General features: G+C 50.9%; 21 protein-coding genes. 12 read left to right on the top strand and 9 right to left on the bottom strand.

All coding sequences use genetic code 11. The features are described 5' to 3' along the window. Positions 1–5: 5 nt before the first annotated feature. On the top strand, positions 6–1,922 hold the full coding sequence (locus KK062_RS01750; RefSeq protein ID WP_254082508.1) for a DUF3857 domain-containing transglutaminase family protein: 1,917 nt from the start codon (positions 6–8) through the stop codon (positions 1,920–1,922). A gap of 199 nt (positions 1,923–2,121) precedes the next feature. Here the strand turns inward: KK062_RS01750 and KK062_RS31020 are convergent, their stop codons facing one another. The 8 genes from KK062_RS31020 to KK062_RS01710 all read right to left on the bottom strand — a co-directional run bounded on the left by KK062_RS31020 (position 2,122) and on the right by KK062_RS01710 (position 14,864). Then, positions 2,122–2,730, bottom strand: a complete 609-nt coding sequence (locus tag KK062_RS31020) for a hypothetical protein (RefSeq protein ID WP_369075166.1) — start codon at positions 2,728–2,730, stop codon at positions 2,122–2,124. 263 nt (positions 2,731–2,993) lie between these two features. Then, the gene (locus KK062_RS01740; protein WP_254082506.1) at positions 2,994–3,701 is read right to left on the bottom strand and encodes an OmpA family protein; all 708 of its coding nucleotides are present in this window, start codon (positions 3,699–3,701) and stop codon (positions 2,994–2,996) included. A gap of 11 nt (positions 3,702–3,712) precedes the next feature. Further along, on the bottom strand, positions 3,713–5,746 hold the full coding sequence (locus KK062_RS01735; protein ID WP_254082505.1) for an OmpA family protein: 2,034 nt from the start codon (positions 5,744–5,746) through the stop codon (positions 3,713–3,715). Positions 5,747–5,825: 79 nt separating this feature from the next. Beyond that, positions 5,826–8,129: a patatin-like phospholipase family protein gene (locus tag KK062_RS01730; RefSeq protein ID WP_254082504.1), complete on the bottom strand. Its 2,304-nt coding sequence runs from the start codon at positions 8,127–8,129 to the stop codon at positions 5,826–5,828. Positions 8,130–8,204: 75 nt separating this feature from the next. Beyond that, a complete protein-coding gene (locus KK062_RS01725) occupies positions 8,205–9,494 on the bottom strand; it encodes a M23 family metallopeptidase (protein ID WP_254082503.1) in 1,290 nt (429 codons plus the stop codon). Between the two features lie 269 nt (positions 9,495–9,763). Continuing rightward, positions 9,764–12,007, bottom strand: a complete 2,244-nt coding sequence (locus tag KK062_RS01720) for a M1 family metallopeptidase (RefSeq protein WP_254082502.1) — start codon at positions 12,005–12,007, stop codon at positions 9,764–9,766. A gap of 15 nt (positions 12,008–12,022) precedes the next feature. Further along, positions 12,023–14,248: a M1 family metallopeptidase gene (locus tag KK062_RS01715; RefSeq protein ID WP_254082501.1), complete on the bottom strand. Its 2,226-nt coding sequence runs from the start codon at positions 14,246–14,248 to the stop codon at positions 12,023–12,025. Between the two features lie 19 nt (positions 14,249–14,267). Next, positions 14,268–14,864 carry a HupE/UreJ family protein gene (locus KK062_RS01710; protein WP_254082500.1) on the bottom strand — a complete coding sequence of 199 codons (597 nt, stop codon included), beginning with the start codon at positions 14,862–14,864 and terminating at the stop codon, positions 14,268–14,270. A gap of 446 nt (positions 14,865–15,310) precedes the next feature. Here KK062_RS01710 and KK062_RS01705 point away from each other — a divergent pair, with 446 nt between their 5' ends. From KK062_RS01705 to KK062_RS01655, 11 genes are all read left to right on the top strand, one after another. After that, positions 15,311–15,802: a DUF6702 family protein gene (locus KK062_RS01705; protein WP_254082499.1), complete on the top strand. Its 492-nt coding sequence runs from the start codon at positions 15,311–15,313 to the stop codon at positions 15,800–15,802. A 37-nt stretch (positions 15,803–15,839) separates the two neighbouring features. Then, the gene (gene gldB / locus KK062_RS01700; RefSeq protein WP_254082498.1) at positions 15,840–16,847 is read left to right on the top strand and encodes a gliding motility lipoprotein GldB; all 1,008 of its coding nucleotides are present in this window, start codon (positions 15,840–15,842) and stop codon (positions 16,845–16,847) included. Between the two features lie 62 nt (positions 16,848–16,909). After that, positions 16,910–17,671, top strand: a complete 762-nt coding sequence (tpiA, locus tag KK062_RS01695) for a triose-phosphate isomerase (protein WP_254082497.1) — start codon at positions 16,910–16,912, stop codon at positions 17,669–17,671. Positions 17,672–17,702: 31 nt separating this feature from the next. Continuing rightward, positions 17,703–18,548: a 50S ribosomal protein L11 methyltransferase gene (gene prmA / locus KK062_RS01690; protein WP_254082496.1), complete on the top strand. Its 846-nt coding sequence runs from the start codon at positions 17,703–17,705 to the stop codon at positions 18,546–18,548. A gap of 96 nt (positions 18,549–18,644) precedes the next feature. Beyond that, a complete protein-coding gene (locus KK062_RS01685; protein ID WP_254082495.1) occupies positions 18,645–19,523 on the top strand; it encodes an NAD kinase in 879 nt (292 codons plus the stop codon). A 52-nt stretch (positions 19,524–19,575) separates the two neighbouring features. Continuing rightward, positions 19,576–20,649 (top strand): DUF6089 family protein, encoded by a 1,074-nt coding sequence (locus KK062_RS01680; protein ID WP_254082494.1) that lies wholly within the window; start codon positions 19,576–19,578, stop codon positions 20,647–20,649. Continuing rightward, complete coding sequence (porG, locus tag KK062_RS01675) at positions 20,646–21,338, top strand: type IX secretion system protein PorG (RefSeq protein WP_262899118.1); 693 nt, start codon at positions 20,646–20,648, stop codon at positions 21,336–21,338. Before KK062_RS01680 ends, porG begins: the two co-directional genes overlap by 4 nt. A 115-nt stretch (positions 21,339–21,453) precedes the next feature. Next, positions 21,454–22,146, top strand: a complete 693-nt coding sequence (uppS, locus tag KK062_RS01670; protein ID WP_254082883.1) for an undecaprenyl pyrophosphate synthase — start codon at positions 21,454–21,456, stop codon at positions 22,144–22,146. Further along, positions 22,146–24,824 carry a BamA/OMP85 family outer membrane protein gene (locus KK062_RS01665; RefSeq protein ID WP_254082492.1) on the top strand — a complete coding sequence of 893 codons (2,679 nt, stop codon included), beginning with the start codon at positions 22,146–22,148 and terminating at the stop codon, positions 24,822–24,824. The genes uppS and KK062_RS01665 overlap by 1 nt, the downstream gene beginning before the upstream one ends. Before the next feature lie 2 nt (positions 24,825–24,826). Further along, positions 24,827–25,363: an OmpH/Skp family outer membrane protein gene (locus KK062_RS01660; protein ID WP_254082491.1), complete on the top strand. Its 537-nt coding sequence runs from the start codon at positions 24,827–24,829 to the stop codon at positions 25,361–25,363. Positions 25,364–25,378: 15 nt separating this feature from the next. After that, on the top strand, positions 25,379–25,948 hold the full coding sequence (locus KK062_RS01655; protein WP_254082490.1) for an OmpH/Skp family outer membrane protein: 570 nt from the start codon (positions 25,379–25,381) through the stop codon (positions 25,946–25,948). Positions 25,949–26,048: 100 nt separating this feature from the next. Here KK062_RS01655 and hpf read toward each other — a convergent pair whose 3' ends face one another. Continuing rightward, a complete protein-coding gene (gene hpf / locus KK062_RS01650) occupies positions 26,049–26,354 on the bottom strand; it encodes a ribosome hibernation-promoting factor, HPF/YfiA family (protein ID WP_254082489.1) in 306 nt (101 codons plus the stop codon). Positions 26,355–26,478 lie beyond the last annotated feature (124 nt).

The following is a 26,478-nucleotide window of genomic DNA, read 5'->3' as shown; positions in this document are numbered from 1 at the left end:
TGTATATGAATAGATTTTTCACAGTTGTATGCGGCGTGCTTTTGTGGGTATCGTCGGTGGCGAGGGATGGCCCGAAGTTCCCGGTGAGTGCCATACCGGATGCCTTGAAGAAGGATGTGCACGTGGTGATGCGGGAAGATCAAATGGTGTTTACGATTCTCTCTAAGAGCAGGGCTACGCAACATGTCTATCAAGCCATTACGATCCTGAATGCAAACGGCAAACGCTATGCACACGAGACGGTTGGCTATGATAAGCTCAGTAAGGTGACATCTTTTAAAGCCGCAGTATACGATGCCGAAGGCATGCTGATCAAACGCCTGAAGTCGAGCGAGATTTATGATCAAAGTGCGTATGATGGTTTTAGCCTGTATAGCGACAACCGCATCAAGGTGATCGATCTTTCGCAAAGTACGTATCCTTATACAGTAGAGATTGAATACGACATCGAGTACAAATACCTTTTTTCTATACCCGATTTCTATGTTCTTACCCGTGAAAATTGCTCGGTGCAACATAGCGTCTGTAAGTATGTATTTCCGAAGTCCCTGGCGCCACGGCATCGCACGTATAACGTCGACGTAAAGGCGGTGGCGGAGCCGTCGGCCGACGGAATGGAGACCCTTTCCTGGACGTTTGAGAATGTGATGCCCATTAAGCTCGACCCTATGGGACCGGATCTGCAATACGTGCTGCCACACATTGACGGGGCGCCGACGCAGTTTGAGTACGATGGATATGTCGGCACCATGGATACCTGGGATCAGTTTGGACAGTGGGTCAGCTCGCTTAATCAGGGTCGCAATGTGCTGCCAGAGGTCACGAAACAAAAGATTCGTGCGTTAGTGGCGCAGGCGAAGACCGACGAGGAAAAGATCAAGATTCTCTATGAGTATATGCAGAGCAGGACACGTTATGTCAGCATTCAGTTGGGTATCGGTGGCTTCCAGCCGTTTGAGGCTTCGGTTGTAGATCAAACCGGTTATGGTGACTGTAAGGCATTATCCAACTACATGGTGGCGATGTTAAAAGAAATAGGTATTTCTGCCCACTACGTATTGATTCGCGCGGGTAGCGATGCCTCGCCGATGGACACAGATTTTCCCAGCTCGCAGTTCAATCATGCCATTGTAGCTGTTCCGAACAAGGGCGACACGCTATGGTTGGAGTGCACCAGCCAGACAAATCCTTTCGGCTATATGGGCAAATTTACCGGTGACCGTAAGGCACTCGCAATTACCGATAAGGGCGCCAAGGTTGTTAATACAAAACGGTATCCTGCCGACAAGAATGTACAGTCGCGCATAGCCGATGTATACGTGGAGGCTACTGGTGACGCTAAGGCAAAAGTGAAGACCACGTATCAGGGGCTTCAATACGAAAATAACTATTTGGATAACGCTGTGCATTTGCAATATGATGATCAGCGAAAATGGGTTCAGAACAACACCGAGATACCCAGCTTCGATGTGAATTCTTTTTCACTGGTGAATCATAAAGACAAGATGCCCTCGGCGGAGGTATTGTTGGATTTGAGACTGGGGCGTTTTGCTTCCGTCAATGGCAAGCGCACCTTTCTTACACCCAATCTTATGAATCGCTCTACGTTTGTCGCGGAGAAGGTTGATGGGCGTAAGACGCCGGTGGTTTTGGAATCGGGCTTTACGGATCTTGATACGATACGGTATCATTTACCGGATGGAGTTTATCCGGAGTTCTTGCCTGATCCGGTGAAAATCACGTCTCGCTTTGGCGAGTATGAATCTCGTTGTGTGCTGGACCAGCATGGGCTGCTCTACGTGCGACGGCTGAAACAGGTCAAAGGGCAATTTCCCGCGGAGTCGTATAAGGAGTTTGCGGACTTTTATAAGAGCGTTAATAGGGCCGACCATGTTAAGATAGTGTTACTATCCAAGACTTAGCATGTTGTTACCGCGGCGCTTAAAAAGGCAGCCGTCCATTCCGGACGGCTGCCTTTTTTTCGATCTTTTTGGGCTATTTTATTTAAAATATGCGAAATCATTGTTTTTAGGCCATTTTCTAGAGAATCTGTAATGCTTCGATAAACCTTACGCTCACCCTAACAATCGCTTGCATAATGTTACTATTCTGTTAAATTTGTTAACAGAGATTTAACACTGGCGTAATATGAGGGGATTTGTGTTGTTTTTCTTCGTGCCGGTTTTGGCACTTGCCCAGGGGCCTGAGGCCTTTCCGGTTAAAAAAAACGTGATGCACTATGTAAAGCTTTATAGTGCTGCGGACCAACAGGTAATCACGTCGCCTGCTGAACTTCCTGCCTTTATTGACAAGCTGGAATCCAAGCGCGATAACTTCAAGCGCGAGAAGTCTTTTGTGAGTTATCTTTTTACGAAAACCCACCAGAAATATCTCAGACATTACACGTCTTATTGTTCTTTTTCTGATTTGTTGAATGAGGGTACTTACAACTGCCTGACGGGCACTGCGCTGTACGCACTGTTGCTGGATCACTTCAACATTGCGTATCGCATTATCGAAACGAACTATCACATCTTCCTGGTGGCCGAAACGAAAGAGGGTTCTATTTTGCTGGAAGCGACGGATCCGGCAAACGGTTTTGTAGACAACGATACGGAGATTCAAAAGCGCATTGCTACTTACCGCGCAAACATTTTGCAGCGCCCTGTTGCCAGCAAGCATTATTACAATTTTAACTTCGATCTCTATAACGAAGTAACGCTTGACCAGGTGTTGGGTCTTTTGTATTATAACTATGCCATTGTGACCTACAACAAACAGGAGCTGGTTCCGACGATCTCGTATCTGGACAAGGCGGTGACGTTATATCACTCCGCACGAGTAGAGGAGTTTTCGCGCATCGTGTTGTTGTCGGTGTTGGAAAGCAACTTAGAGAAGACCGTAAAAGAAAACTACGTCCGTAAGCTGCAGGCTATTCGCAAGCGCCAGGTGGACGTAGTTGCGCACGCTTCCGTGCATTAAGAATCCCTCGTTTAGTTTTCCAGTATTCGCAGCTCCACGCGCCGGTTGATGCGGTGGGCTTCCGGTGTGTCTTCGCGTGAAAGGGGTTGCGTGCCGCCAAATGCTTTTGTCTTAATACGGTTCTTCGCGATCTTCTTTGACACGATATAGTTCTTTACTGCCGCTACGCGCAGTTGCGACAGGCGCATGTTGTCGTTGGCATTGCCCTGATAGTCGGTGTGACCTTCCAGCTGAATGATCATCGACGTATTCTCTTTCATCATGTTTACCACTACGTCCAGTTCCGGATATGACCCGGGATCGATCTTCGATTTACTTACCTGGAAGATGAGGTTGTTCAGTCGCATTACCTGCCCTACGGTATGTTTGCTGGTAGTGCCGCTGCTGGAGGTGAGCGGTACGTCCTGGAGTACTTTCCGATCGCCATTGGCCTGGGCGGGGTCGAGCATATATTTGGCCACGGCGAAGCCTCTAGCCTCTACGGTAATGGCATATTTCTCATTGTCGAACATCGGGAACGAAAAGCTGGTGCCGTTCAGCGTACCCAGGCGGTTGCCATAGGGCAAGCTTTGATACGAGATGCGGGCGTTGACCGGTTCGTTCGTTTCCGCATTATAGATCTTCCCTTCCGCTTGTATGACGCTGTCGGCGGTCTGGCCGAAGGTCATGATTGCGACGCTATAAAGTACCAGGAAGAGCTTTATGTGCAAGGGTGCCATGATGTCGCCTATTAGAGGTTCACGATCTTAAATTCTACGCGACGGTTCTTTTGTCTTCCTTCCCTGGTGGCGTTGGTGTCAATCGGTTTGGTCTCGCCAAAGAATACAGTCTTGACCTTTTCTTTTGTAACACCCTTGTCGTAGAGGTACTGCACTACGCTGTTGGCGCGGCGTTTGGAAAGGTCTAAGTTATAGGGTTCGGGGCCGACCGAGTCGGTATGGCCTGCGATCTGTACATTCACTCCAGCATTGTTGTTTAGAAACGTTACGAGGCGGTTCAACTCCGGATACGACTCCGGCTTCAGCGTGGCTTTGTCGAAATCAAAGAAGACGTTGTTCAGCACGATGACGGCCTCCGGCTGCGGCGAGGTAACGATGAGCGGGCTCAGGTCGATGTTTTTCTGATCGATCACTTTATCGGCGGTAATGCCGCGCAGGTCAAGATTCTGGCTTTCGGAGATCTTGCCTTCGGCCTCGGTGCGAATGCCATAAAGCTGACCGGCGGGCAGGCGAATTTCATACTCGCCCGTCTGCGGATTGGATTGTGTTATACCAAGCTCTCTCCCGCTGGGCAGTTGTTCGTAGATGATCTTTGCGCCGACAGGTTTACCCGTGGTCTTGTCTATTACTTTGCCACGCACCGTTACCCAAGGTTCGGGGCTTTTTATGATCGGCAGCTTTACGCGGAAGATGTCAGTATTAGTCTCTGTTACACCGCGGGAGTAGTATGCGAAGTCACTGGAGGACGGAATGTTAAAGAACAGGTCTTCAAGGGGTGAGTTGATTTCAGGACCCAGGTTCTCCGGCTCCGACCAATTTGTCCACGTGTCGTCCAGGCGACGGGAAACGTAGATGTCATTGCCGCCGTAGCCGCTAAAACCTTTTGAAGAGAAGTATAGTGTTTTATCGTCAGATGCCAGGAAGGGGCCGGATTCCTCCGCCGCGGTATTTACTACGTCGCCGAGATTGAGCGGTTCGCTCCAGGTGCTGTCGGCGTTCATGAAGGTGATGTACAGATCACGGTCGCCGTGTGAGTCCGAGCGTTGCACGGACAGGAGCAGCGTCTTGCGATTGTCAGCCAGAAAGTAGTTTGCCTTCTCGTTAAAGTTGTAGTCGTTTTTAATGTTGAGCGCTTTGGGCGCGCTCCAAACACCGCTTACGTTTGACGTGATGGAGACGCCGGCGGACATCTTCCCCTGGTTGTCGTAGCGGTTGCCGAGCACCATGATGGCCGCTTTGCCATCGGGTGTGATCGAGCGAATGGTGTTGACAAAGTTGGGGCCTTTGTTGTTGAACTGCGGGCCCATGTTTTTGGCAAGCTGCCAATGGCCCGTGGTGTCGAGCTCGGAGTACCAGATGTCTTCTTTATCGTTTACACCGCCGACGTTTTCAGGGTGGTTGCTGCGGCTGAAATAAAGCGTCTTGCCATCGGGTGATAGCAGCGGGTTCAGCTCCTTGTATTCACTGTTGACGTTTTTGTCCAGGGCTTCGATGAGGATACCCGAGGCCAGCATTTGCATTTGCGGGATGTCGGCGATGATAGGATAGTTGGAGTCGGAGATTGCCACGGCGTCGATGCTGAAATAGTCGGGCACGGCGGCACCATCAAATTCGATCTTGACAGCGGCGACCTTATACGGTGTTTGCTCGACAAAGATGTTCAGCATACGTCCCTTGAGGGGGATGGCCATGGGGTTAAGTGTATTGATAACATATTCTTTTCCGGCGGGGTCGTAGGCCAGTACGCGGAAGATAGCGCTGGGGTTATGCGACTCGGCAATGGCGATTTGCCGGATGCTGATGGGGTTGGCAAAGCCCAGTTTGAGAAACTCTTTGCGTTTGGGTTTGTCAGGTGCCCAGGCGTTGGGGCTTTGGCCGCCGGCGGGCAATACGTTTGGCTTGCCGAGTGCTTGCTTCGCGGAATACTGAATGGGTGTAAGCTCAGATGAAAACTCAATAACGGAAGAGGCCCATTGTACAACCTGAGCTTTTGACAGGAGGGAAAAGCCGGTGAGCAAAAGGGTAGTTATTAAAAGTCTTTTCATGCAGGAACCAGTTAAAAATTCAAAAGATAAACTTAGTTAAAATTGTGAATACGATAAAAGCAGCGAGGTTATTCGTATGTTATTCGAGCGAGTGTTTGTTGTACAGCAGGAAGCCTATGTGGAATAATACCCCCAGCTGATTTTCGTCGTCGTCGTAATAGTTCAGGCTAAGGCTGATGGGCCCGATGGGTGCATGGTATACGATGCTGGTCGCGGCGGCCAGGAAGGCCGACTCGATGTCGCGACTGATATGGGCTCCTTGTTGGGAATTTTCTTCGAGATAGTCAAAAGGTTTGAAGAGGTAGCCTTCCAGGCGATAGTCGATCTTCGGGTGCAGTGCCAGGATGGCGCGGCCGCCACCGGCCACATAATTGGGCGACCGGAAGTTCTGTAACACCAGGGTGCGGCTGTCTTGCAGAGGTGTAAAGGATGGTGTGTTGATGATCGTGCCAAAATAATTTTGAAAGAACGGTTGGTTTGAGAACGTCGCTTCGGCATAATATCCCAGGTTGAGGCTACGGCTCAACTTGAAGAATTGTTCGGCGCTGCCACGAATGCGGAACCAGGTATTTCGTTGTTTGGATTCTTGTGCGAGTATGGACATGTTGCCTGGCGTGTGCGTGGCAGATACCTGAAAATAGTCGCCCGTGAGGGAATAGGCTTTGCCCGTGGAGGCATATTGTTTTCGGTTCAGGCTGCTGGCCGAAAGATTAAAGCCCGTTTTGAAGCCGCGTATGTGGAGGTCGTCGAGTGTATCGTTGCTAATAAAGACATCGCCGTTGATATAGCGGTCGTCGTTGTTGAATGACTCGATGTGTAGGTTACCGCGGAACGATTCCTGTACGGGTATTCCGAGATTAAAACCAATCCGGCGATTGATGCGCGTGAGTACGGTGGGTCGGTTGCGCGATAACTCCTCGAATACGTCGTTATTTTCAAAATAGTCCCAGCTGTCGAAACCCACGTACGGTTCGAGGTACAACGGCGTAGGAAAGTCTATTCGTACTTTGGCTACGCCCGATTTATAAAAGCTGCCGGTTTGAAAGGACAGGTAATAATGCTGCAGGGTGTTGGCAAAGTGATAGAAGTTAAGCCCTACAAATACATTGCTGATATCACGCGAGGCAATGACGCCGCCGAAGTCTACCTGGAAATTATGCTGCGGCCGACGTGATAATTGCAGCGAGAAGGCGCGCCGTGTGCTATCGTATAGAATGGTAGGGTGTGCGTTGGAGAAGAAGTCTTCGGCCACCAGGCGGAAGTATCCTCGTTTAATATCGCTGTAGGGATAAAGCCGCTCTTCACCCGGGTGTGTGTTGAAGAGGCGTCGGATGTATTGACGGCGCTTCGAGTTATATCCTTTAAACACCAGCCCGTCAAACAGCATGGGCGGGTTCTTATCATTAAAGGCATTGCGCTTAACCGCGATGGTATCGCATGGTACGCGGCGGGCGATCTTGCCTTTGACCTCTTCCAGTTGTCGCAGTGTTTGCCGGTAGCCGCTATCGATCAGGCTTTTTGCGCGGGTAAAGTCGAATGCCGTGTAGCCATTCAGGTTGGGCTGGATAAAGACGCCGTGCTCATCAATCTTTTTTGGATCGGTCTTGTCCATGAGCATGTATAGCAGGGACTTGGATATGAGCTTGTCATCGTCTTTGTACGGATAGCCTTCGAAGACCTTTGACGAAACGTTCACGCCGATGATCACGTCGGGGTTGTGGAACTCACGCTGGGCGACATCAACAGGGAAGTTGTTGTAGATACCGCCATCAAAGAGGTATTTGCCATCCACCCGAATGGGTGTATAAAAGAATGGTACCGTTTGGGTAGCGCGGAGCGCGTCGCTCATGGAGCCTTTCGAGAGGATCACTTCGGTTTGTGTGAAGATGTCGGCGGCGACGACCCGTAGCGGTACAAAGAGGCGGTCGAAGTTATTGCCGGCAATGGCTGAGGCCTGGGCGGTTCGTTCGGTCAGGGCAAAGTTGAGCGATACGTCCCGGGCCAGACTGGAGTTGAGCTGAAAGTTAAAGGTGGAGTCGAGGCCGAGGTTGACCTTGAGGAAAGAGGGAGTGACGTCGTGTTGGTGGTAGAAATAGTTGAAGCCTTGCTCGGGCGTGCCGTTGACCCAGCCCATAAACTGGTCGGAGAGGATCATGGCCTCGATTTGGTCGGGGCTCATACCGGCTGCGTAGCAGCCGCCAATGATGCCGCCCATGGAGGTGCCGACAATGTAGTCTACGGGGATGTCATTTTCTTCGAGCGCCTTCAGCACGCCGATGTGGGCAATGCCTTTTGCGCCGCCGCCGCTGAGCACTAAACCAACCCTCTGCGCGTTGGCCAGCGCCGGTAACAAAAGCAGAAGGAGCAGGAAGCAGCGCGTCATTAAAAGCAACAAGACCTTTTCACTGGCAAATAACGTCAGAGAAAAGGTCTCGGATTCTACCGAAGTAGAAAATAATTAAAGCGCTGCGATCGGCTCTTGCTTGTTTTGGTCCGGGAACGGAATTGCCTGCAGGCGGCTTGTGAGGTCTTGTTTAACGGTTTCGAACTGCGCCACGTATTCTTTCTTCACAGGTTCAGACGGCGGCAGGTCAATCTTGAGAGCGTCTACCTGTACGCCGTTTTTCCAGAAGCGGTAGCACAGGTGCGGACCAGTAGCCAGGCCCGTGCTTCCTACGTACCCAATGGTTTGGCCTTGACGCACCCGCGTGCCGGCACGTACGCCATCAGCAATGCGTGACATGTGCAGGTATTGAGTGGTATAGGTGCCGTTGTGACGGATCTTTACATAGTTGCCGTTGTTTGATTTGTATTGGGCTTCCTCGATCGTGCCGTCGCCCACCGAACGGATGGGTGTGCCGGTGGGGGCTGCGAAGTCAGTGCCGAGGTGGGCTTTCCAGCGTTTTTGAACGGGGTGGAAGCGGCTCATGGTGTAGCGTGAGCTGATGCGGGTAAATTCGATGGGGTATTTCAGCAGAGCCTTGCGCAGGCTTTTGCCATCCTGGTCGAAGAAGTCGACGCCATCGCCCTGGTCGAGCGGAAAGGCATAGTATGGGCTGCCGACATGCTCAAAGTAAATGGCTTTGATCTTGTCGATGCTGACGGTCACGCCTTCCACCTGGCTTTCTTCGTAGATCAATTTGAACTTGTCGCCTTTCTGGAGGCGGGCAAAATCTACCTGCCAGGCAAAAATATCGACAAACTTGTTGGTCAGCTCGTGGCTGATGCCGAGCTCTTCAATGGTTTCTGACAGGTTGGAGCGAATCTCGCCGGCAATGCCTTTCTCTACCGTTACCACGTCGCGTTTGCATACGTCGATGGTCAGGGAGTCGCCAAAGCGGAAGACGATGTAATCGATGGGGTTCGGCTCATACACGAAGGCTTGCGCCGTCTTCAGGGAGTCCTGGTTGCAGATGAGCGTATACTTTTTGTTCGGAACGATCTTGCGTACGTCGAAGATGTTGCGCGATACTTGTGATACCTGGTGGATCAGGCGGGCGGGAACGTTGTACTCGAGGAGGATGTCGCCGAGGCGCTCATTGCGTTTGATTTTGTCTTCGATGACGAGGAAGTCATCTACGACCATGCCGTACAATACGCTGGGCTCGTTCAGCTTCAGCGAGAAGTTACCGACGGAATCTGCTGCGTTGTCCTGATAGGCGAGGCCCGGCAGGTAATAGCGATTGAAAGCTACGGCAGCGACGATGAGCATCACGATTCCAAAGAATCCTAACCAGCGTTTTTGCATGTTCTTAAAAAGTTTTAAGCCGTCCACGGGTGACGGGGGGTTTTTAAAAAATGAAGCAGTAAAGATAGTCAGTTCAAAAAATAGAATGGAGCTCGTGTACCAAAACCGCTAAGATGTAAATATAACACGCAGGGTCGACAAGGCAAACAAAAATGTTGTGGGATAAACGCCACATCCGTTAAAGTGCACGTGGGGAGGGGTTACCTAATTTTTGGCCAGGGCACTGTTCCCTCCCTATACTATAGTGGAGAGAACAGTACCCGCCCTGGTCAATTGTTCTTTTTGAATTGGTCGAAGCGACTTTCGACGGTCCTTTTGGGGAAGACGTTATTGGCTGTCTCTACATCCGCCAACTCTGCATTGGGGTCAAGTAAGATATTGACTACTTCCTTTTCTTTTACAAATACCTTGCTTACCTCACTCTCGTTGGTGCGCCAAATTTCTGCCGGCAGGCGCTCGATCTCTTTCGAGCCGTCCTTGAATGTCCATTCGATTACGACGGGCGACACGAGGCCGCCTACATTCCTGAGGCGGACCTGGTATAGGTTCTTACCGTCTACTTGCTTCCGGATGTCGGCGTCGTTCAGGTTGCCACGGAACTCGCCATAGGCTTTGGGATCCGTGTTGAGTATGGTAAACTCTTGCGGGCCGCCGCTGAAGTCGGTGCCATTGTTTGTCTGCTGTGATGTCGAGAGGTCACCCTTTTTTGTGCGGGGTGTTTTCTTTTCCGGGTCTACTTGCAGGCTCTTTACGCGGAACCACTTCACATCGTCCACGGCAAGGTCGACGTTGTCGGTGGAATAGAACCAGCCTCTCCAGAACCAGTCGAGGTCTACTGCTGAGGCGTCTTCCATCGAGCGGAAGAAGTCGCCGGGTTTGGGATGTTTGAAGGCCCAGCGCTGGGCATATTCCTTAAAGGCTTTGTCGAAAAGCTCAGGGCCCATGACGGTTTCGCGGAGCAGGGTCAACGCGGCGGAAGGCTTGGTATAGCCATTGGCGCCAAATTCGCTCGGGCGCTGGTCGTCGCTGTTCGCCATAATGGGTCGCATTTGGCTCTTTTCGCCTTTCATAAAAGGAACGATGCCTTTGGGTGTGCCGTGGCTTTCGAACAGATCGGGGTACCGGGTGCGAATGGTTTCTTTTTCCAGGAAGGTGTTGAGACCTTCGTCCATCCAGGTCCACTGACGCTCGTCTGAGTTCACGATCATCGGGAAGAAGTTGTGGCCCACTTCGTGTACCACCACGCTTACCATGCCTTCCAGCTTTTGTTTGGAGTAGGTGCCGTCTTTGTTCGGGCGGCCGTAGTTAAAGCAGATCATGGGATACTCCATGCCCTGGTTCGCTGCGTGTACAGAATAGGCTACCGGATACGGGAAGTTAAAGGTGCGCTCGGAGTATAGCTCCAGGGCGTTCCTGATCGCTTTGGTCGATTCTTTTCCCCACAGCGGGTTGCCTTCCTTGGGATACAGTGACATCGCTATTGGCGTTTTGTCACCGATCTTTACGGCCTGGGCATCCCAAATGAATTTACGGGACGATGCAAACGCGAAGTCGCGAACGTTCTCTGCGGCAAATTCCCAGGTGGCCTTTTTCTCGGAGTGGGTCTTTTCTTTTTGGGTGGCCTCCTCTTGTGTTACGATGACGACGGGTTTGTCGAAGGTTTTCTTAGCACGTTCGTAACGCTCTAATTGATCTTTTGTCAGCACTTCGCGGGCGTTCTGGATGGTACCGGTGGCGCCTACAATGTGGTCGGCCGGTACGGTGATGCGGACGCGGTAGTTACCAAAGACCAGGGCAAACTCGCCCTGGCCGAGGAACTGTTTGTTTTGCCACCCTTCGTAGTCGTCGAACACACACATGCGCGGGAACCACTGCGCAAAGGTATAGACGTAGTTGCCGTCGTCGGGAAAGTATTCATAGCCGCCACGCTCGCCAAAGATCTGGCGGTTGTATTCGGTGTAGCTCCACGCGATGGAGAACGTATACTTCTCACCGCTTTTGAGGGGGGCAGGCAGGTCTACGCGCATCATGGTATTGTTGACGACGTAGGGCAATGCCTTGCCAGCAGCGTCTTTTATATACTTAATGGTATAGCCGCCTTTGTAGTCGGAGGTTTTTACGCCGGCCATTCCCGAAAAGAAACCTGCGGGTACGGAGTCGCGTACCGCGCCGGTGCGGGTTTGATTTGTGATGCTGTTATCGGCCAGGATGTTCTGGTCGAGCTGCAGCCACAGGAAGCCCAACGCTTCGGGCGAGTTGTTGTGATATGTAATGGTCTCCGTGCCGGTTAGCAATTGCGTCTTGTCATTGACTTCTACGTCAATGGTGTAGTCTGCCTGTTGTTGCCAGTAGCTGGTGCCGGGGGCACCGGAGCCTGTACGATAGCTGTTCGGTGTCGGCAACAGGTTATCCAGCTGCTCGAATTTGCCTTTCCAGCCGGCCGGCTGATTTTGAGCCGATGCGTAGCCTACTATCAATAGCAGGGCAAGCGCGGTTAATACACGCGTGGTCATGTTTCCCACCTTTATTTATTTGGTCTTCTTTTTAAACTCCTCAAACTTCGAGGGTGTCTGTGTTTTGGGGAACACGTTGTCTTGTGTATTGATGTCCGTGAGTTCTTTTTGCGGATCGAGTACGATGCCTGTCACTTCTTTGTCTTTCACAAACACCTTGGTCACCTTCGTTTCGTTCGTTCGCCAGATCTCGGCGGGCAGCCGTTCGATCTCTTTCGAGCCGTCTTTGTAGGTCCACTCGATCACCACGGGCATTACCATTCCACCTTTGTTGCGGAGGCTTACCTCGTAGATGTTTTTGTCTTGCAGTTTAGCCATGACAGCCTTGTCGTCAATCTGACTTCTGAATTCGCCATACATGCGCGGGTCGGTGTTGGTGAGCGAGAACGGCTCGGCGCCGCTGCTGAAGCTCTGATATTTCTCTTCGTTCTGGGCCAGGTCGCCGGGCCTGGTCTTCACGTTTTTCTTTTCCGGGTCGACTTCGTCCTTGCGCATTTTGAACCACTTCACCTGCTCGATGGATTGGTCTACTACGTCTGTTGAATAGAACCAGCCTCTCCAGAACCAGTCGAGGTCTACGGCAGAAGCGTCTTCCAGTGTGCGGAAGAAGTCGGCCGGCTTGGGATGTTTGAAGGCCCAGCGTTGTGCATATTCTTTAAAGGCTCTGTCAAAGAGCTCGCGGCCCATGATGGTTTCGCGCAGCATGAAGAGGCCGGTGCCGGCTTTTGCATATTGTTCGGCACCAAACTGAATGACCTGCTCGGAGTTCACCATCAGCGGACGCATGTTGCCGGGGTCGCCTTTCATGTAGGGCACCAGGGCGGCGGGTTTGCCGCGGTCGAAGTCGATGTCGGGGTAGCGTTCGATCTCTGTGACAAGCTGCACAAAGGTGTTTACACCTTCGTCCATCCACGTGGTCTGGCGCTCGTCGTTGTTGATGATCATCGGGAAGAAGTTGTGGCCCACTTCGTGTACCACGACACCGACCATGCCTTTGCGCACGGCCGCGCTATACGTGCCGTCTTTTGCCGGGCGGCCGTAGTTGAAGCAGATCATGGGGTATTCCATGCCCTGGGCGGCGGCGTGCACCGATATAGCGACCGGGTACGGGTAGTCGATGGTCATGCGGGAGTATACTTCCAGCGCATTTTTAACGGCGTTGGTTGATTCTTTTTCCCACAGGGGGTTGCCTTCTTTTGGATAGAACGACATGGCCAGGGGTGTGTAATTGCCGATCTTCACGGCCTGGGCATCCCAGATGAACTTACGGGAGGTAGCAAAGGCAAAATCGCGTACGTTCTCGGCGTGGAATTCCCACGTCTTTTTCTCTTTTACTTTGGTCTTCTCGCGTTGTACGGCTTCGTCTTGTGTGGCAATGATTACCGGTTTGTCGAACGTGGTTTTGGCTTTTTGCCAGCGCTCCAGCTGGGCTTTGCTCAATACCGCGTCAGCGTTTTTCAGCTGGCCCGTAGCGCCTACGATGTGGTCGGCAGGAACGGTGATCTTTACTTTATAGTCGCCGAAGGTCAACGCGAACTCGCCCTGGCCGAGAAATTGTTTGTTTTGCCAGCCTTCGTAGTCGTCGTATACGCACATGCGTGGGTACCACTGGGCGATTACATATGAGTAGTTGCCATCTTCGGGGAAGTATTCAAACTGTGTACGTTCGCGGAAGCGGATGCCGTCGTTGATGTTGTAGCCCCAGTCAATGGAGAAGGTAAATTTCTGACCTGGTGCGAGGGCCTGGGGCAGGTCGATGCGCATCATGGTATAATTGATCATGTGCGGCAGTGTTTTGCCGGCAGCATCTTTTACGGATTTGATCTTAAAGCCACCATCGAACTCATAGAGGTCCAGGTTTGCAGCCGCCGTGCGGGTATCGACGGAGTCTTTAATGGTGCCACCTTTTGTCTTCTGCGTCATGTTGCCGTCGGCCAGTTTGTTTTGGTCGAGCTGCAGCCACAGGTACTTCAACGCGTCGGGCGAGTTGTTGGTGTAGGTAATGGTTTCATTGCCGGTTACGCTTTGGTTGTCGTCGTTTAGTTCGACGTTGATGACGTAGTCGGCTTTTTGTTGCCAGTATTTGGGGCCGGGAGCACCCGAGCCTGAGCGGTATTCGTTGGGGGTTGGCAGGAGCTGGTCCAGCTGCTCGAACTTGCCTTTCCATTTGGGAGCGTCCTGCGCCTGGAGTCTTGTTAGGACCAGGAGGGCAAGGCAGGACAAGCTTAGGATACGTGTCATATTAGGTTTTTTGAGTTAGTCAATCCAATAGCCAATAGGCTTTCTCTTTCATGAGCATTAGCGCGATGCCGGCGATGGCCGAAGAAATTATCATTTTCCAATCGCGACGGTTCACGCTAAATAAATCTACCATAATAAAGGCGGCCACCAGAAAGATGACAACGATAATTATCTGGCCAACCTCCAAGCCCAGATTAAAGGCTAATAGTTGGGATACGATCCGCTCGTCTTTGCCAAGGATGCCCCGCAGGTAGTTTGAAAATCCAAGGCCATGAACCAGGCCAAAGATTGCGGCAAACAGGTAGTTTAGCTGCAGCGGGCCGGTGCTTAGATTTTCTTCATCTTTGAACAGGTTCGAGACCGCCGTGATGAAGATGGTAAGTGGAATGAGAAATTCGATCAGTTCGGGTTTCACCGTGACGATGTCGAGCACCGACAGCGCCAGCGTGATGGAGTGGCCGATCGTAAAAGCTGTTACCAGTACAAGAATCTGGCGCCAGTCGCGCATGAGATACAAAGCACACAAGGACACGACGAACAAAATGTGGTCATAGCCGTCTTTGTAGTCCAAAATATGGTCCCTGCCAATCTCGAAATAAACTCTAAACTCACTCATCGTTTGTGATAAAGGGGCACAATTATAGGGGATAAGTTTGAATTGTGCATCGTCCGGATGAATTGCACGGAGCACGGCTACCTGAATATGGGGGGCGAAATAGGGTTTTTATGGAGGCTTGCTATGGGGTGATGTATGTCTGGGATAGCTGAAGTACGGCTTTGGTAGGGGTTTGATACGGGTAATCCATAGGTTTGGGGTAGGTGTTGGATGGGGTTGGAATGGGTTTGCTATGGCTTATTCTGTGTTACGACGTGACCTCGATGGCAGTCTGAAGACTGCCATTAGACAGGTCACAAGTCACCCTCCCTTCGGTCGGAAGACCTTGCGCCAGCACCCGTTGTCAACCCATCGTGCCAACAACGGGTCGGCTTCTTCAATCGCCGATCTGCCTCCCGGCCTTTTGTTTCTTATTCGTTATTTTTGGCCTTTTAAAAAGTGCGCGGATGGTTTCAAGTGTTCTTTCTTTTGTTCAATGGGTGCTGCTGGTTGTTATGGCGCATCCGTTGCATGTGTCGGTGACGGAGGTGGCGTTTGATGAGAAGGACAAGGCACTGGAGATTATGATGCGGGTTTTTGTTGATGACCTGGAGGTGGTTATGCGCAACCGGCTTAAACAGCCGGAGCTGGACATTACGGTGCCGAAGGGTATTACGGTGGACGAGATGATGGGACCGTATCTGGCGGAGCATTTTAAAATTCAGCTTGACGGTAAGGCGCAGAAGGTTAAATACCTGGGTCACGAAAAGGAAGGCGAGGCGTTTATTTTTTATGTGGAGGTAAGCCCGGTGAAACGGTGGAATAAAATTCAGGTAACGAATTCCATCATTATGGAGACTTACCGCGACCAGTCCAATTTGGTGCATGTTACGGTGCAGGGCAAGGTGAAGAGCCTGCGACTGACGGGTGACGAGTCGACCGGACAACTGGATTTTTAGACGACAGTAGCATAACACTGAATATTTTACACGGATTATGAGGAGCGCATTGATTGGCTTGTTTGCCGCCTTGATTTTTTTGAGTGGTTGTAGTGACAAGGAACGCGAAGAAGGCTGTGTTTTTGAGCCCAATCTCGCGGGCGAAGGTGTGGCCATCACGTTCGATCAATTACAAGATGCACTGGTGCAGGTGAAAAGCAAGGAGGAGCTGGTGGCGCTGCTCTCGCGTGAGCCGTTGGTGCGCGATTATATGTTCCGGCGCACGGAGTATCCCGACGACTCGGTCTTTATCAATGAGCTGTACGCGCGGTTCACTAATCCACACCTGGATACGCTGGCCCTCGAGGTTAAGCGGGTGTTTGGCGATGGCAGTGCGTTACGCAAAAGTTTTGAAGATGCCTTTGCACACATTCAATATTATTATCCTGGCTTTAAGGCGCCGAAGGTCAAGACGCTGATCTCGGGCCTCGATACGGACTTGCTTGTGTCGGATACACTCATTCTTGTCAGCCTCGACTTTTACCTTGGTGCGGGCGCCAAGTACCGGCCCAAAACGTACGATTACCTGCTGCGCAAATACGATCCGGACGATATTGTTCCTTCGTGCCTGTTGATGTTTGGCATCAGCGACCAGTTTAACAAAACCTCTTTGCAAGACAAGACCGTGCTGGCCGACATGATTGCTTACGGTAAGTCGTTTTATTTTGCCAAACACATGATGCCGTGTTTGCCCGACAGCACGTTGATCTGGTACACGCCAGCGGAGATCAATGGGTCGCGTGCGCACGAGGACCTGATTTGGGCGCGGTTTATTGAAAGCAAGGTGCTGTATGAAACCAGTTACGTGGTGAAGAAGGACTATCTCGGCGAACGGCCGATCACCGTACAGGTGGGTGAGAAATGCCCGGGCCGCATTGGCCAGTGGGTGGGTTGGCGCATTGTCAACAGCTATATGAAAGCCCACGCTGACAAGACCCTGCCGCAGCTTATGGCGACGGAAGATGCTCAGCAGCTTTTCAAGGAGTCGCGGTACCGTCCTCAATAGAGGGTTGGGAAAACAGGGGGAAAAAAATATCTTTGGGGCCTCAAATCTAAATCTACAGAACTATGCGTCAGAAAATCGTAGCCGGCAACTGGAAAATGAACAAGACTCTTGAAGAAGCAAACATTCTTGCTTCCGAGGTAACGGGTATGGTGGCAGACGAAGTTAAAGGTGATGCGAAAGTGATTTTTTGCGTGCCCTTCCCCTATTTGCTGCCGATCAAAAATCAGTTGGGTAACAACACACGTATTTTTGTAGGCGCACAAAACTGTAGCGAGCACGAGTCGGGTGCGTATACCGGCGAGGTGTCGGCACCGATGCTCAAGTCAATGGGTATCCCCTATGTTATCCTGGGTCATAGCGAGCGCCGTCAATACTTTGGCGAAGACGGCAAGTTGCTGGCGAAGAAAGTGGACGTAGCGTTGAAGCACGGTTTGTCGCCTATCTTCTGCTGCGGTGAGCCACTGGAGGTGCGCGAGGCGAACACGCATGAAGCGCTGGTGAAGAAGCAAGTAGAAGAAAGCCTGTTCCACCTCGATGCTGACGCGTTGAAGAAAGTGGTGGTTGCTTACGAGCCTGTATGGGCTATCGGCACCGGTAAAACAGCTTCTGCGCAACAGGCACAAGATATGCACGCGGTAATCCGCACGCATCTGGCCAGCAAATACGGTCAGGCTGTAGCCGATACCATCATTATCTTATATGGTGGTAGCGTAAACGCTGCCAACGCTAAAGAGCTTTTCTCCTGTCCCGATGTAGACGGTGGCCTTGTAGGTGGCGCATCTCTCAAGTCGCGCGACTTCACGGAAGTGATCAAAGGAGCTTAAGCAGTTTTCATTCGATTTCCATTCGTTACGCATGTACTACTCGCGCTTTCAGGTGACCTGTGCTCCGGAATATTCGGAGATCCTCATGGCTGAGATGGCGGAGGCAGGCTTTGATTCTTTTCTCGAGACCGACACTGGTTTCGAGGCGTATGTTACGTTAGAGAATTACGATAAAGAAAAACTGGAAGAGATCAAGACGCGCTACGGCGCGCAGACGCCGCTTACTTTCGAACAAGATAAGATCGAGAAGCGTAACTGGAACGAAGAGTGGGAACAGAGCTATCAGCCCATTATCGTCGACAACCGTTGCCTTATACGCGCAGCGTTCCATGCACCCGATGCGGCGTATCCATACGAGATTGTCATTACTCCCAAAATGTCGTTTGGCACGGGCCACCATCAGACCACGTACCTGATGGTGAAGAGCCAGCTGGACATGGACCATCGCGACAAGCGCGTGATGGACGCCGGCTGTGGCACGGCGATCCTGTCGATTATGGCGTGTAAGCTAGGCGCGACTTCGGTGGAGGCATTCGACATTGACGAGTGGAGTGTCATCAACGGTCAGGAGAATATCGAGGTGAACGGTTGCACGGGCATTCATCTTCAGCAGGGTAAGTTTGAGGATTTGCAGCCGCAGGGGCCGTTCGACATCATTCTGGCCAATATCAACAAAAACGTATTACTCCAAGAAATTAAATATTACCAGGGCTGCCTGGCGCCCGGTGGCCTGCTGCTGTTAAGTGGCTTTTACACGCACGACATTGCCGACATTGCCGAAGAGGCGGGCCGTTATGGCCTACGTCCGGTGCGTGATGATGCGCGTGAGTCGTGGGCAGCGGTACTTTTTAAGAAGGAAGCAAGCGTCGGCCAGTAGCTTGCGCCATTGCCACATCCTTTCTATCTTTAATTCCGGCGTGAGATTTTTTAGCGTGAATGACCTGCTGGGTCAGAAATTTAAATAAACGTCAACATGCGAATCGCTGTTCATGGGAAGGAGTTTAATCGTCAGTCAGCGCCTTTTATTGCCCGTATTTTTGAGATCCTTCAGCAGCAGAAAGTTGAGATCTGGGTTTCGGCCAGGTTCGGTTCGTATCTAAAGACAGCGGCTTTTAAGAAGATAAAGATCAAAAAGACATTCAACCCGGACGACTCGCTGAAGGGCGTGGATGTGTTTATCAGTGTAGGGGGCGATGGCACACTTCTTGAAGCCGTTACGCACATTGCGAAGCAGAAGATTCCTGTGCTGGGGATTAACACGGGTCGGCTAGGGTTTCTGGCGACCATCAGCAAGGAGGAAACCGAACAGGCTTTACTGCAGGTTTGCCAGGGCGCTTATACCACCGAAGCCCGTTCTATGCTGAAGCTCGACACGAACTCAGATGCCTTTGGCAAGCAGAATTTCGCATTAAATGATTTTACGCTGGTGAAAAAGGACACGTCGTCGATGATCACGATTCATACCTACATCGACGGTGAGTTCCTGAACACGTATTGGGCTGACGGCATTATTGTGTCGACTCCCACGGGTTCTACAGGCTATTCCCTGAGCTGCGGGGGGCCGTTGATTTTTCCCAGATCTGGAAATTTTGTTATCACTCCGGTAAGTCCGCACAATTTGACTGTGCGGCCGATCGTGGTTCCCGACACGTCGGAAATCACGTTTCGTGTGGAAGGTCGGAGTAAAAAATTTCTGGTTTCGTTGGATTCGCGTGTGGCGTCGGTCGATGCTTCGGCGGTGATGAAGGTATCGAAATCGGATTATGTTGTGCATTTGGTTCAATTGGAAGGGCAACATTACTTCCGTACCCTTCGCCATAAGTTGAACTGGGGCCTGGACATCCGTAATTGAAATTTTAGTAGTTTTGTAATTCTCTGATCTATAGAAGCTTATTTTTACCAACATGAGGAAGCTAATCTTTGCCGTACTCGCTTTTGTTCTTCTGGCTGCGAATGCAGAAGAGGCCGTCGCCCAAATGAACAGAAGATCCATCAAACGCAACAACAAACGTATGATGAGCTACCGCGGCAGAAAATCTTCCTTTGAGAAGACCAAGTCGTACAACATGGTGTCTGTATCGCTTAACGGGCTGAACTATTATGGTGACCTTGCACCGACACCCAAGCGTCTTAGCACCGATATCAGGTTTACACGCCCGGGCCTTGGTATTTCGTTTGGTCACCGCTTTGGTCCGCGGTACACGTTGACAGCTTCGTTCATGTATGGCACGCTGCGAGGTGATGATGTTGAATCTGCTGATCCCGGGGATTTCGATAACGGTATCTTCCGCTATTTCCGCAACTTGTCTTTCCGCAACCGCATTAAAGAACTTTCGGTTGTGGCCAGCATCGACCTTTTTCCGAACAACGACACGTACATCAGCCGCGTGCGTTGGACGCCGTACGTGTTTGCCGGTGTGGCAGTATTCCACCACAATCCGCAGGCGAAAGCTCCTGCGTTCGACATCGATGGCAATCCGCTGCCGGAGGCCGGTAAATGGGTAGACTTGCAACCGCTCGGTACAGAAGGACAACACTCCACGCTGCCGGATTCGGCGGTTAACTATGGCATAAAACCTTATAAGAAAATTCAGATCGCCATACCAATGGGCCTGGGTGCACGTTTTAGATTGAACCAGCTCATGGATCTTTCGGTAGAGCTCGGGTTCCGCTACCTGTTTACGGACTACATCGACGATGTAAGCCAGCACTATGTGGACCTGGGGGTGTTTGGTAACAACGAGCTGGCCAAAGTGATGTCGTATCGCTCCAACGAGCTCTTCCCACAAGGGTTCGAACCGAATCCACCGTATGTCAGCCCGATTGACGGGCGCACATATCAGGTGCTGGATGGCTACGGTCGCGAGAATCCGGAGAACCTTCGCGGGAACAAGAAGGACAACGATTTTTTCATGGTGACGACGGTTAAACTTACTTATATACTAGGCAAAACATTTCACAGGGCTAAATTCAGATGATCCGTTATACGTTGACAAGGCTGTCTTTTGGGGTTATAATCTTTCTGTTGTCATGGGATTGGGCGCACGCCCAACGCTCGGAAGTGGGGTTCGGCATTGGCACGTTTAATTACACGGGAGACCTCGTACACAATTATAATTTTAAATATTCGCGTCCGGCGGCAACGGTCTTTTACCGTTCCAACCTCAGCAACGTGGTGAGCTTTCGCACCAGTCTGACTGGCGGCCAGCTCAGCGCCTCTGAAAAACCGCTCGATGCTTTTGCTCAGCAGCGGGATGCTTCGTTCGACATCTTTTTGATGGAAGTGTCGACGGTGTTGGAATATCACTTCCTTGACTGGCGCGACTCCAAGCGCTTTGTGCGGTTGAACCCTTACCTGTTTGGCGGCGTGGGGCTGTTTGGTATTTCGGGCAATGGAGAAAAGACCGAAGAATACAGCAATGTGCAAGTGTCCATACCGTTTGGGCTGGGCGTAAAATATGTGTACAACCCCAAGTGGTATTTCGGTCTGGAGCTTGGCGTGCGCAAGACTTTCTTTGATAACCTCGACAATATTTCGGGTGGCGACCTTCGTTACAAGAATTATCAATACGGCAATCCGAACGACAACGATACTTTCTACTACCTGGGAATTAGTCTGACACGGACTTTTTACGAAATTCCCTGCCCCAGAAGCCCTTATAAATAGTCCTTCTGTCGCTTTTCTTTTAACCCATACGGCTTTTTACTACTTTTGACCTCTTGTGGCTTCTCTAAAGGAACATATAGATTTAAATAATCTTCCCCAGCACCTTGCAATCATCATGGATGGCAATGGCCGATGGGCTAAAAAGAAGGGCGCTATGCGCATTTTCGGGCATCGCAATGCCATCCAGGCTGTAAAAGATGTGACGGAAGGTTGTGCTGAGCTCGGGGTAAAATATCTGACGCTGTACGCCTTTTCGACCGAGAACTGGACGCGTCCGAAGGCCGAGGTAGATGGTTTGATGGAGCTTTTGGTTAGCACCATCAAGGGCGAGATAAAAACCTTAATGGACAACAAGGTTCGGCTGACGACGATCGGCGAGACGTCGCAACTGCCTCCGGACTGTCAGAACAACCTGGCCTGGGCTATGAACCAGACCAAAAATAATACAGGGCTTACCCTGATCCTGGCGTTGAGCTATGGCGGCCGCCGGGAGATTATAAATGCAGTGAAGCAGCTGGCGGCAGAGGTCAAGAGCGGGAAAATGGCGCCGGAGGAAATAAATGAGCAGGTCCTTGAGAACTATTTGCAGACTTCGGGCATCCCAGACCCAGAGCTGTTGATCCGCACCAGTGGTGAAATGCGCGTGAGCAATTTCCTACTGTGGCAGATTGCTTACACCGAGCTTTTTATCACACCCACACTTTGGCCCGATTTCCGCAGGGAACACCTGTATGAGGCCATTTGGTCGTATCAGCAGCGCGAACGAAGATTTGGAAAAACTAGCGAACAATTGAATCCCGTAAGTTGATGAAGAAAGTTTTATTCCTGGTGATCCTTTTGGGTTTCACAGTTGATACATGGGCTCAATTCAGACGAAATCGCGAACGTTCCGGGGCTGGCGCTGAAAATAACCTGAACTACGCCAACCCGGCGGAGTATACTATTGCGGGCATTGAAGTGACCGGCTTGAACATCCTGGACAAAAATGCCATGGTGTCGCTGACGGGTCTGAAGGTGGGCGATAAGATTAAGATTCCGGGTGATGCTATCACGACGGCCATTCGCAGCCTGTGGAAACACGGTTTGGTGGGCGATGTTACCATCAAGGTAGACCGTATTGAAGGCGAAAACGTGTACCTCAACATTGTGCTGGCCGAGCGACCCCGCCTGACCAGTTTTTACTTTACCGGCATTTCCAAGTCACAAGAGAGCGGTCTGAAAGAAGACCTGACACTTATACGCGGTAAGATTGTAAACGACGCCATGGTGCGTAACACCGAACTGGCCGTTAAGAAATACTTTGTCAAGAAAGGCTTCCTCAATACGGAAGTAAAGATCACCCAGGATGCAGACACATTGCGCGATGGGATCATCATGCGGATCGCGGTTAATCCAAAATCGAAGGTGAAGATCAACCATATTGCGTTTACCGGTAATGAGAACATCGACGACGCCAAGCTCAAGAAGAAAATGAAGGGCACGCATGAGCGTCCCCGTTTTGCGTTGCACCGTACGCTGCTGAAAGAGATCGCGGGCATCAAGCCGAAAGAGTTTATGGACTCCAGCTACAAAGTGAGCTGGAAAGAAGCGAAGGAGTTTCTGAACAACAACGTTAAGCTGAATATTTTCAGCAGCTCGAAGTTTATTCAGAGCGACTATGAAGACGACAAGAAGGCTGTGGTCGCCTACTTCAATACAAAGGGTTATCGCGATGCGGAGATTGTGAGTGATACGGTCTATGCACACGACGGTCGCACGATCAACATCGACCTGCAGATATATGAAGGTCCCAAGTACTACTTCCGCAACATCATCTGGACGGGTAATTATATCTATACCGATAAACAGCTCGGCGCGGTTCTCGGCATCAGCAAAGGCGATGTCTATAATAAAGAGATGATCGATAAAAAGCTTCAGTTCAATCCGAAAGGGATGGACATTAGCGGTCTGTACATGGACGATGGTTATCTGTTCTTCCGGATTAACCCCGTGGAGGTAGCGGTAGAGGGTGACTCGATCGACGTAGAGATGCGCATCTTCGAAGGTGAGCAGGCTACGATCAACGAAGTGACGATCGCCGGTAATGAGCGTACGAGCGACCACGTAATCCGCCGCGAGCTAAGCACTATTCCCGGTCAGAAATTCAGACGTTCGGATATCATCCGCACGCAGCAGAAGCTGGGTCAGCTTGGTTATTTTGCGCCTGACAAGATCGGCCAGAACCTGGTGCCGAATCCGGCGAACGGAACGGTGGACATTCAATGGACTGTCGAGGAGCAATCAAACGACCAGGTGGAGCTCTCCGGTGGTTGGGGTGGTTATTATGGCTTCGTGGGTACGCTGGGTCTGACCTTCAACAACTTTTCATTGCGGAACATACCGCACTTTGAACACTGGCGTCCGCTGCCGGTGGGTGATGGTCAGCGTCTGTCGTTGCGTGCGCAGGCCAACGGCCGTTCTTTCCAAAGCTATAGTTTCTCGTTTACCGAGCCCTGGCTGGGTGGCCGCAAGCCGCACTCGCTGTCGGTGAGCTTTAACAGCTCGTTCCAGCGTTACCCGTATGGTATCACGACCAGCGACAACGACTCGCGTCTGCAAGTGCACAGCGTGACGGTGGGTCTGGGCCGTTTGCTGGAGTGGCCTGACAACTACTTTACACTGACAAACTCGGTGTCATACCTGCGTTATATTCTGCAAAACTGGAACTCCGGTCTGGGGTATACGGACGGTGTTTCCAACAGCTTTACGTTCAACACCACGCTGGCGCGTAACAGCATCGACAATCCGATGTACCCAGCGCAAGGTTCAACCATTTCGTTGAGTGTTACGCTGACACCGCCGTTCTCGCTGTGGCGCGACATCAACTACTCGACGGCCGAGCCGGCTGTAAAATATCAATGGATTGAATATCACAAGTGGATGTTCGATGCGAAGTATTACCTGCCGCTGGACAACAAGAAAAAACTTGTGCTGGAGGCGAAGGCGCACTTTGGCTTCATTGGCAAATACACCGACAAGGCGGGTATTGGACCGTTCGAGCGATTCTACCTCGGTGGCGATGGTTTGGCGGGTGGTTTCAACTCGTTCCTGTTAGGTCAGGAAGTGATCGGTCTGCGCGGCTACCAGAACAACTCCATTACGCCTCCGTACTACGACCAGAGCCTGAACAGTGGCCAGGGTGTGCTGGCGGGGGGTATTGTATACGACAAACTTGGTCTTGAATTGCGTTATCCGGTAACGACAGGCAATGCCGCCACGATTTATGGTTTTGTCTTCACAGAAGCGGGTAATAACTGGAACAATTACGATGATTTTAATCCGTTTAACCTGTATAAATCTGCCGGGTTTGGTGCCCGGATCTTTATGCCGGCATTTGGGTTGATTGGCTTGAACTGGGGGTATGGTTTCGATCCGGTGCCGTTAAATGGAAGAGGGCCTGTTAGCGGGTCACAATTCCACTTTACTATCGGTCAGCAACTCAGATAATTATGCGGGTCTATATTATTACGATATTTTTTCTCATTTTCGGCCTGAATTTTGTCAACGCTCAGAGGTTCGGATACATTGACACGAACTACATCCTGGAGAAAATGCCTGATTATAAAAAGGCTCAGGATGAGATCAGCCAGTTATCGGTCGCCTGGGAAAAGGAGATCGCAGACATGGACAAAAAGATCCAGGCCATGTACAGCGCTCTTCAGGCGGAGCAAGTGCTGCTGACGGACGCTATGCGGAAGGAGCGGACAGATGAAATTCACAAGAAAGAAGTTGAGCTAAAGGACTACCAGAAGAAGGTGTTTGGATTTGGCGGCTTGTTCTTCCTGAAAAAACAGGAGTTGACGAAGCCAATCCAGGACAAGGTGTGGGATGCGGTAGACAAAGTCGCCAAGCAAAAGAACCTGCATATTGTCTTTGACAAGGCGGGCGAGCTGACGATGATCTACACCGACCCGCGGTACGACTATACCGACTTCGTATTGGATGAGCTTGGGTTAGGTGACCCGAATGATGAGATTAAAAACTAAAAATTGAATACCGTAATGAGAAAACTCGTTTTACTTGTGGTGCTGGGAATGACAGCTGCTGTCGCTCATGCACAGGCTCCTGTGAAGGTCGGCTATGCAGATGTAGACTACATATTTGCCCAAATGCCGGAGTCCAAGCAGGTCGATGCCGAACTGAAGTCGCTGCAGACACAGCTCAAAAATCAAAGTGATACCAAGGTACAGGAGTTTCAAAAGAAACTGGCCGACTACCAAGCCAATATCAATACCATGCTGGAGCCTGTGCGTGTAAACACAGAGCGCGAACTGCAACAGCTGCAACAAAACATTGAGAAGTTCCAACAGGATGCTCAAACTACTATTCAAAATAAACAGACCCAGCTGATGGATCCTATTTACAAGAAGGTAGGCAAGAACATCGAAGAGACTGCAAAGGAGAATGGCTTTTCGTTCATTCTGAACCAGCAGATCGGCGGCCTGGACGTGATTCTGTATGGTGACGAGAAGATGGATATCTCTGACCTGGTGTTGAAGAAAATGGGTGTAACGCCGAAGCCGGCGACTACTACTGCGCCTGCTACAACAACGCCTGCACCAAAGAAATAATATTTGCGTTTGCGCGCAAAAAGAAAGAGCCTCTCATGTTTGTGAGAGGCTCTTTCTTTTTCTATTGGCAACGCTTCGAGGTGCTGCGCCGCATTGTCTATTATGAGACTTTATTGTTTCGAACGCGTGTTTTGAACTTATCGAGCTGCATGCGCAGGGCGTCTGCGGCTAATCCGGCAGCGGCTTCAAATGATTTTGCCTTTTCTGTGGCGAAGAGCATATTACCGGGTACACGCAGCTTGATCTCTACTGTTTTGTTCTCAGCACCTTCATTATTCAGTCGGAGGAACACCTCACCATCCACCAGGCGATCATAAAATGTATCGAGCTTGTCGAGCTTTTTCTGGATGAAGTTGATCAGCTTGCGATCAGCGTCGAAATGGATGGAATGAACTTGTAACTTCATAATTGTTGAATTTTAAAGTGAACAATAGAATTATGCCGGTTTTTTGAAAGTCCGGAGCTTTCGGTAAGTAATTATGCTGTCATGCGTGGGTGGTTATAGTCATACAGAGTAGAGTATAATGATG

Origin of the sequence: Dawidia cretensis, from assembly GCF_018598175.1 — a bacterium.
Taxonomy (GTDB): domain Bacteria; phylum Bacteroidota; class Bacteroidia; order Cytophagales; family Cyclobacteriaceae; genus Ohtaekwangia; species Ohtaekwangia cretensis.
This window is presented reverse-complemented; position numbering and strand designations above follow the sequence as displayed.